The organism is Salinicola peritrichatus (genome assembly GCF_003206715.1).
GTDB lineage: Bacteria > Pseudomonadota > Gammaproteobacteria > Pseudomonadales > Halomonadaceae > Salinicola > Salinicola peritrichatus.
The window spans coordinates 23,226-29,970 of record NZ_PZJU01000003.1; the positions used below are offsets into that span (position 1 = coordinate 23,226).

Annotated in this window: 6 protein-coding genes; 2 read left to right on the plus strand and 4 right to left on the minus strand. The window is 63.1% G+C overall.

The window, feature by feature from the left end; genetic code table 11:
* Nucleotides 1-46 precede the first annotated feature (46 nt).
* Nucleotides 47-784, plus strand: coding sequence for a 3-oxoacyl-ACP reductase FabG (fabG, locus tag DOM57_RS00855; RefSeq protein ID WP_110647351.1), 738 nt, complete (start codon nt 47-49; stop codon nt 782-784).
* Between the two features lie 70 nt (nt 785-854).
* Nucleotides 855-1,460 carry a hypothetical protein gene (locus DOM57_RS00860; RefSeq protein WP_110647352.1) on the plus strand — a complete coding sequence of 202 codons (606 nt, stop codon included), beginning with the start codon at nt 855-857 and terminating at the stop codon, nt 1,458-1,460.
* A gap of 244 nt (nt 1,461-1,704) precedes the next feature.
* Here DOM57_RS00860 and DOM57_RS00865 read toward each other — a convergent pair whose 3' ends face one another.
* The 4 genes from DOM57_RS00865 to DOM57_RS00880 all read right to left on the minus strand — a co-directional run bounded on the left by DOM57_RS00865 (nt 1,705) and on the right by DOM57_RS00880 (nt 6,464).
* Nucleotides 1,705-2,562, minus strand: coding sequence for a universal stress protein (locus DOM57_RS00865; RefSeq protein WP_110647357.1), 858 nt, complete (start codon nt 2,560-2,562; stop codon nt 1,705-1,707).
* Nucleotides 2,563-2,803: 241 nt separating this feature from the next.
* Entirely contained in the window at nt 2,804-4,291 is a 1,488-nt protein-coding gene (locus DOM57_RS00870) for a SulP family inorganic anion transporter (protein ID WP_110647353.1), read from the minus strand.
* Between the two features lie 408 nt (nt 4,292-4,699).
* A complete protein-coding gene (mntR, locus tag DOM57_RS00875; RefSeq protein WP_110647354.1) occupies nt 4,700-5,122 on the minus strand; it encodes a manganese-binding transcriptional regulator MntR in 423 nt (140 codons plus the stop codon).
* 73 nt (nt 5,123-5,195) lie between these two features.
* Nucleotides 5,196-6,464 (minus strand): Nramp family divalent metal transporter, encoded by a 1,269-nt coding sequence (locus DOM57_RS00880; protein ID WP_110647358.1) that lies wholly within the window; start codon nt 6,462-6,464, stop codon nt 5,196-5,198.
* Between the last annotated feature and the right edge of the window lie 281 nt (nt 6,465-6,745).

The following is a 6,745-nucleotide window of genomic DNA, read 5'->3' on the forward strand; positions in this document are numbered from 1 at the left end:
AGAAATGCTTTTCGCGCGGCTTCGGGCGCGTATAGGAAGAAACTCCATGACAGACGTAGTTCCCGACACCATCCTGGTTACCGGCGCCAATCGCGGCATCGGCGAAGCGATCGCCCGGCGTCTGGCCCGCGACGGGTTCGACCTGGTTCTGCACAGCCGTCGCCCCGGCGACGCCATCGATAGCGTCAAGGCCGCCGTCGAGGCCGAGGGTCGTCGGGCCCGAGTGGTACATTTCGACGTCACCGAGCGCGCGCAGGTGAAACGCGTGCTCGAGGCCGACATCACCGAGCACGGCTGTTATTACGGCGTGATCTGCAACGCCGGCATCGCGGTGGACAAACCCTTCCCGGCGCTGGACGACAACGATTGGGACAGCGTACTGCGCACCAACCTGGATGGCTTCTACAACGTGCTGCATCCCCTGGTGATGCCGATGATCCAGCGTCGCCGCCCCGGACGCATCGTCACGCTGTCGTCGCTGTCGGGGCTGTTGGGTAATCGGGGGCAGGTCAATTACAGCGCCGCCAAGGCCGGCGTCATCGGCGCCACCAAGGCGCTGGCCGTCGAGCTCGCCAAGCGCCGGATCACGGTCAACTGCGTGGCCCCGGGCTGGATCGAGACGAGCATGACCGAGGCGCTTCCCCGCGATGAAATCCGTCGTCTGGTTCCGATGCAGCGCACGGGCGAGGCACACGAAGTGGCCGCCGCGGTGAGCTTCCTGTGCTCGCCGGACGCCGCCTACATCACGCGCCAGGTTATCGCGGTCAATGGCGGCATGTTCTAGCTCAAGGATGGACTCTTCAGGCCGATAGACAACCTCATCGGCGACTCTCGTCCTCGCGAATGGATAAGGTATGAAATCCGGCGTCTCCATCGCCCTGATCGTCATCGTCCTGCTGGCACTCGCTGCCGGCGGCGTACTCGCCAGCGAGGTCCGCTGGCCCTTGCCGAGCGAGGCACTGGCGCCGCTCGGCATCTACCTGCTGACCTTGGTGCTGGCCGGCTGGCTTTGCGTGCAGCTGGTCATTCTGGTGCGTAGGCTCAGCCGCCAGCAGCAAGCGCTGATCGAAAGCCAGCAGGCCGTGCGGCGTCAGCTGGAAGCGGCGGAGCTATCGCAATTGATGGCGCAGTTCGCCCAGCACACCGAAGCGCTGCTGGACAAGGAAAGCCTCGACCCCAACAAACGCAGCGTCATGCGCTGCCTGGCGATCGACGCCCTGCGCGGCAACAGCGGGCGCGGCGATGTGACCTACACGCGCCTGGCCCGGTTGTTCGAGTGGCTGGACAGAGAGGCGGCACACCACGCGACCGACGCCCACCGCCAGCGTCTGATGGCGCCGACCCTGATGCAGTATGCCGAGATCGCCCGGCAATTGTGCCAGGTCGGCGAGAGCCAGCCCGAGAAGCTGTCGCACTTCCTGCAGCATCAACCGGCGCCGCCCGCGCGGGACGATGCCTGAATCTGGTTCAAATTCAGAATCTGTTTACGATCTCGCGAGCTAGAGCCTCGATTTTTGGATAATTCGGGGCGAAAACACTTGAGGAAGGACCGGGCTCGCGTACGAGTTTACGTGGGGCTAAATGAGCATTCCGAAAGTGTTTGACTCGCTTCGCTCGCCCTACGGGCCAGCCTTCGGCTGTTGTCTCCGCTGCGCTCCGGCTCAACAAAGTTGGGCCGACGCGCAGCAGATCGTAGACAGGTTCTCAGCGCAATATGAGCGTTGCACTCCGCACCTGCCGCAGCATCGCCGTGGTGGTGCTGCCGACCAGCAGGTGACGAATCCGCGAGTGGCCGTAGGCGCCCATGATCATCAGGTCGATCTGCTGCTGATCGGCGTAGTCGGCGAGCACTTCGTCGACATCGCCGGCGAGAATCCTGCCCTCGGCTTCGACCTGGCCTTCGCGCAGCCGGTTCAGCGCCCAATCGAGCTGGGCGCGCTGATCGTCGGTGCCGGCGCCGATCGTCACCACATGGCAGACCAGACCGTTGAGCAGCGGGCTGTCGGCGATCATCTCCACGCCCTTGCGGGTGGTCTGGCTGCCATCGAAGGCCAGCAGCAGACGCGAGGGGGCGTGAAATTCCGCCGGCGTGACCAGAATCGGCGTATGCAGCGTCCGCACCACCCGTTCCAGATTGCTGCCGAGGTGCTCGCGCGCCGCGTCCGCCGACTCGCCACGCTTGCCTAGCACCACCAGGCGCGTGCGCGCCTCGCGTTCGCTCAGCGCCTCGACCAGCTCGCCGTGGCGCAGCGCCACCGACACCGGGGTATTCGGCGCGCTGCGCTCGGCCTGCGCCTGCGCGGCGGCCAACAGCTCGCGGCCATGTTGTTGGGTCAATTTGGCGCGCTGCTCGTCGAGCCGGGTCAATTGTTCACGCAGGTGCTCGCGACTGCCCAGGCCGATCTGGCCGCTGGCATCGGCTTCCCCCAATTCCTGCACCTTGCCCAGCACATGCATCAGCTCCAATGGCGCACCGATACGTTCGGCGGCCCAGGACGCGGCGGCGCATACCGCCAGCGCATGGGGAGAGTCATCGATACAGGCCAGTACTTGTCGCTCCAGCATCGGGCGTTCACTCATGGTTTTCTCCTTTAGCCGTGCTGATTGGATCGTCGAGTCTGACTTTTCGGGCTAGACGTCCAGGAGCCTCTGATTAACGTCGCGAGCGATGAGAGATTGGTCGCTGCCGGAGCGCAAGAACCGGAGTTTACGCGGTGTTAAATGAGGATTCTGACCGGGCTGGCGCACCAGCACCGCCACCGATCAAGCTATCGAGCGCAGCAGTTAATCAGAGGTTTCCTGGTCAGTGGCCCATGAGCTTCTCTACAGCATCCGGCTTGTCATGCACCCCGAAACGATCGACCAGGGTAGCACTGGCCTGATTCATGCCCACCACTTCGACCTCGGCCCCCTCGCGGCGGAACTTGATCACCACGTTGTCGAGAGCGCCAACCGCGGTGATGTCCCAGAAATGCGCCCGGGAGAGGTCGATTCTGACCCGCTCGACCGCCTCCTTGAAGTCGAAGCTGTCGCTGAACCGGGTCGACGAGGCAAAGAACACCTGGCCGACGACCTCATAGTCGCGAGTCCTGCCGTCTTCGTCCATGCGACTCCCGATGTAGAGGATCTGGCCCACCTTGTTGGCGAAGAACAGCGACGCCAGCAGCACGCCGACCAGCACGCCGATGGCCAGGTTGTGGGTCGCCACCACCACGATCACCGTGGCCAGCATGACGATGTTGGTGGAAAGCGGGTGCCGGCGCAGATCGCGAATCGACTCCCAACTGAAGGTGCCGATCGAGACCATGATCATCACCGCCACCAGCGCGGCCATCGGAATCTGCGAAACCCAGTCACCGAGGAACACCACCAGGACCAGCAGGAAGGCGCCGGCGATGAACGTCGACAGCCGCGTGCGCCCGCCGGACTTCACGTTGATCACCGACTGGCCGATCATCGCGCAGCCGGCCATGCCGCCGAGCAGACCGCTGGCGATGTTGGCCACGCCCTGCCCCTTGCATTCACGGTTCTTGTCGCTGGAGGTGTCGGTCAGTTCGTCGACGATGGTGGCCGTCATCATCGACTCCAGCAGGCCGACCACCGCGATCGCCAGCGAATAGGGGAAGATGATCATCAGTGTTTCGAGGTTGAGCGGCACGTCCGGCCACAGGAATACCGGCAGCGAGTCCGGCAGTTCGCCCATGTCGCCGACGGTACGGATATCCATGCCGCTGACCATGTAGACGATGGTCAGCACCACGATGCACACCAGTGGCGACGGCAGCGTCTTGCCGACTCTCGGCAGATAGGGAAACAGATAGATGATCGCCAGCCCGGCGGCGGTCATCGCATACACGTGCCAGGTGACGCCGGTCAGCTCCGGCAGTTGCGCCATGAAGATCAGGATCGCCAGCGCGTTGACGAAGCCGGTGACCACCGAACGCGAAACGAAACGCATCAGGTTGCCCAGGCGCAGATAACCGAACACGATCTGTATCGCCCCGGTCAACAGCGTCGCCGCGAGCAGATACTGCAGGCCGTGATCGCGCACCAGGGTCACCATGACCAGTGCCGTGGCCCCCGTGGCGGCCGAGATCATCCCCGGCCGGCCACCGGTAAAGGCGATCACCACCGCGATCGAGAACGAGGCGTAAAGGCCGATCTTGGGATCGACGCCGGCGATGATCGAAAACGCGATCGCTTCCGGTATCAACGCCATGGCGACCACGGCGCCGGCCAGCACATCGGCGCGAATGTTGGAAAACCACTGTTGTCTTATCGAGTCGAACATGGGCAGTTCCCTGTCATGAGCCGCGTCATTTCCGGTACCGGCAAGCGTGGCGGGCATCATCTGCGGCCTCGCTTCTCCGGCGGTGGACGGACCGGACCCCAACGTCGCGGTACGAGGCACAATCGCGGCATTAAACATGAATGAAAGCACAAGGCATGAATGAAAAAAGGACGAACGAAACCGCCATGTCGATGCGCAAGTGCATCGGCGGCGGCGATGCGCGAGCGAAGACTCACGCGGGAGGGGGCTTACGCTAGGGTGGCGTCATCCGATCGGCGACGCTGTCGTTTCTTGATTGCATGGAACCAGCCATGTCTGTGGCAACGCGCACGTTGCGAAATGCGTGGAGTCTATTCGAGCGGCGAAAGTCTACCACCAAAGTCGAAGCGAACCCAGCCACTGCCGGGATCAACCTTGGTGGGATTCCAGGAAGCGCTGCATTGCCTCCACCGTGGCGTCGCTGCAGTGGTGCTCGATCCCTTCGGAATCGGCCTCGGCCACGTGCGGCGGCACGCCGAGCGCCAGCAACGTCGACAACACCAGCTGGTGACGCGCCTCCACCTTTTCGGCCAGTTCCCGCCCCTTGTCGGTGAGGAAGACGCCACGGTAGGGACGCGCCTCGGCAAGGCCGTCGCGCTTGAGCCGCGCGATCACCTTCGATACCGCCGCCGCACTGACCCCGAAGCGCTCGGCCAGATCGCTGGCGCGGGCCTCGCCGTGATCACGATGCAGTTGAGCGATCTCCTCCACGTAGTCCTCCACCAACTCTTGCTGATGGTCAAGGCGCGTCCGCTCGAAACGGGCATAACGTGGTCGTGGTGGTGCTGACATGGCGCTCTCATCAACGGCGAATGGGGGCGAACGGGTGGCAGACAGGAGCCATTCCGCTCACGACATAGAGAGCCTACAGCAACTCGAAGGTCAACACATAACCATTCAGCAAGATGATCACACCGGCCACCGCGCATCCCAGCAACGTTACCCAGCGCCGGTTGACCAGATTACCCATCAAATCGTGCTGCGCGGTGAACTGGATCAACGGGATCAGCGCGAACGGAATGCCGAAGCTGAGCACCACCTGGCTGGCCACCAGCACCTGCTGCTCCGGAAAGCCCAGCATGATCACCACGATTGCCGGCAGCATGGTCAACAGGCGCCGCAGCCAGATCGGAATGGTAAAGCCGACGAAACCCTGCATCACCACCTGCCCCGCCATGGTGCCGACGATCGACGACGACAACCCGGCCATCAACAGCGTGAAGCCGAACAGCGTGCTCGCCAGTTCGCGATCCATCAGCGGCGCCAGCAACTGATAGCTCTGCTCGATCGAGGCCACGCCGGTACGACCGTTGTCGAAGAACACCGCCGCGGCCAAGGCCAGCATCGACAGGTTGATGATGCCCGCGATGCCCATGCCGATGATCACGTCCCAGCGGTAGTAGCGCATGGCGCGACGCCGCTGTTCATCGGTCTTTACCGGAATACGCCGCTGCGACAGCGAAGAATGCAGATAGATCACGTGCGGCATCACCGTCGCGCCCAGGATGCCGGCGGCCAGGAACACCGCATAGCCGTCGGGGAAATGCGGCAACAGCAAGCCTTCCAGCGCCGGCGCGGCCTCTGGGCGCCCCATCACGATCTGCATGACGAAACCGGCGGCCACCGCCAGCAGCATGCTGCCGATGAGCACCTCCAGCAGGCGAAAGCCGTAGCGCTGCATATAGAGCGCGGCGTAGGTGATCGCGCCGGTCAGCAGCGCCCCTTCGAGCATCGACAACCCGAACAGCAGGTTGAAAGCCAGCGACGCGCCCAGGAACTCGGCCAGATCGGTGGCAATCGCCACCAGCTCCGCCTGCACCCAGTAGAACCACACCAACGGGCGCGGATAGCGATTCCGAATCATCTCGGCCAGATTGCGCCCGGTCGCCAGGCCCAGGCGCACCGACAGCGTCTGAATCAGCATCGCCATCAGGTTGGCCCACAGCACCACCCACAGCAGGGTATAGCCATAGCGCGAACCGGCCTCGATGTTGGTGGCAAAGTTACCGGGATCGATATAAGCCACCGCGGCGATCAACGCCGGACCGAAAAACGGCAGAAAACGCGACACGACCGACCGACGTCGGCTGCTCGTCGGCGTCGCCCCGCTCCCGTCGCGAGAATCGATCAGCATGTTGGTCACGGTCATCTCTCGGATTTGCCAAACCGACCGGAACGCGATTAACGTCCTCGGTTATCAAATTAAACCATGGTTGACAAAATATACCCAGGTTTCCGTCGCCGCAACATCGTCAGTCATGAGTTGTTTTAATCACGTTAATAAAGCGACTCAAGGAAATGCTGAATAAATCGTCGAGCAGGATGAAGCGCAAGGCGTACGGAGCGCAGGAACCGGAGCCTATGGGGTATAGGTGAGGATTCCGACCGGGCTGGCGCTCCAGCACCGCGCAACGC

Bases quoted from the DNA above. Each gene is read 5' to 3' on its own strand.
- fabG (WP_110647351.1), top strand. From the start codon at position 47: ATGACAGACGTAGTTCCCGACACCATCCTGGTTACCGGCGCCAATCGC.
- DOM57_RS00860 (WP_110647352.1), top strand. From the start codon at position 855: ATGAAATCCGGCGTCTCCATCGCCCTGATCGTCATCGTCCTGCTGGCA.
- DOM57_RS00870 (WP_110647353.1), bottom strand. From the start codon at position 4,291: ATGTTCGACTCGATAAGACAACAGTGGTTTTCCAACATTCGCGCCGAT.
- mntR (WP_110647354.1), bottom strand. From the start codon at position 5,122: ATGTCAGCACCACCACGACCACGTTATGCCCGTTTCGAGCGGACGCGC.
- DOM57_RS00880 (WP_110647358.1), bottom strand. From the start codon at position 6,464: ATGCTGATCGATTCTCGCGACGGGAGCGGGGCGACGCCGACGAGCAGC.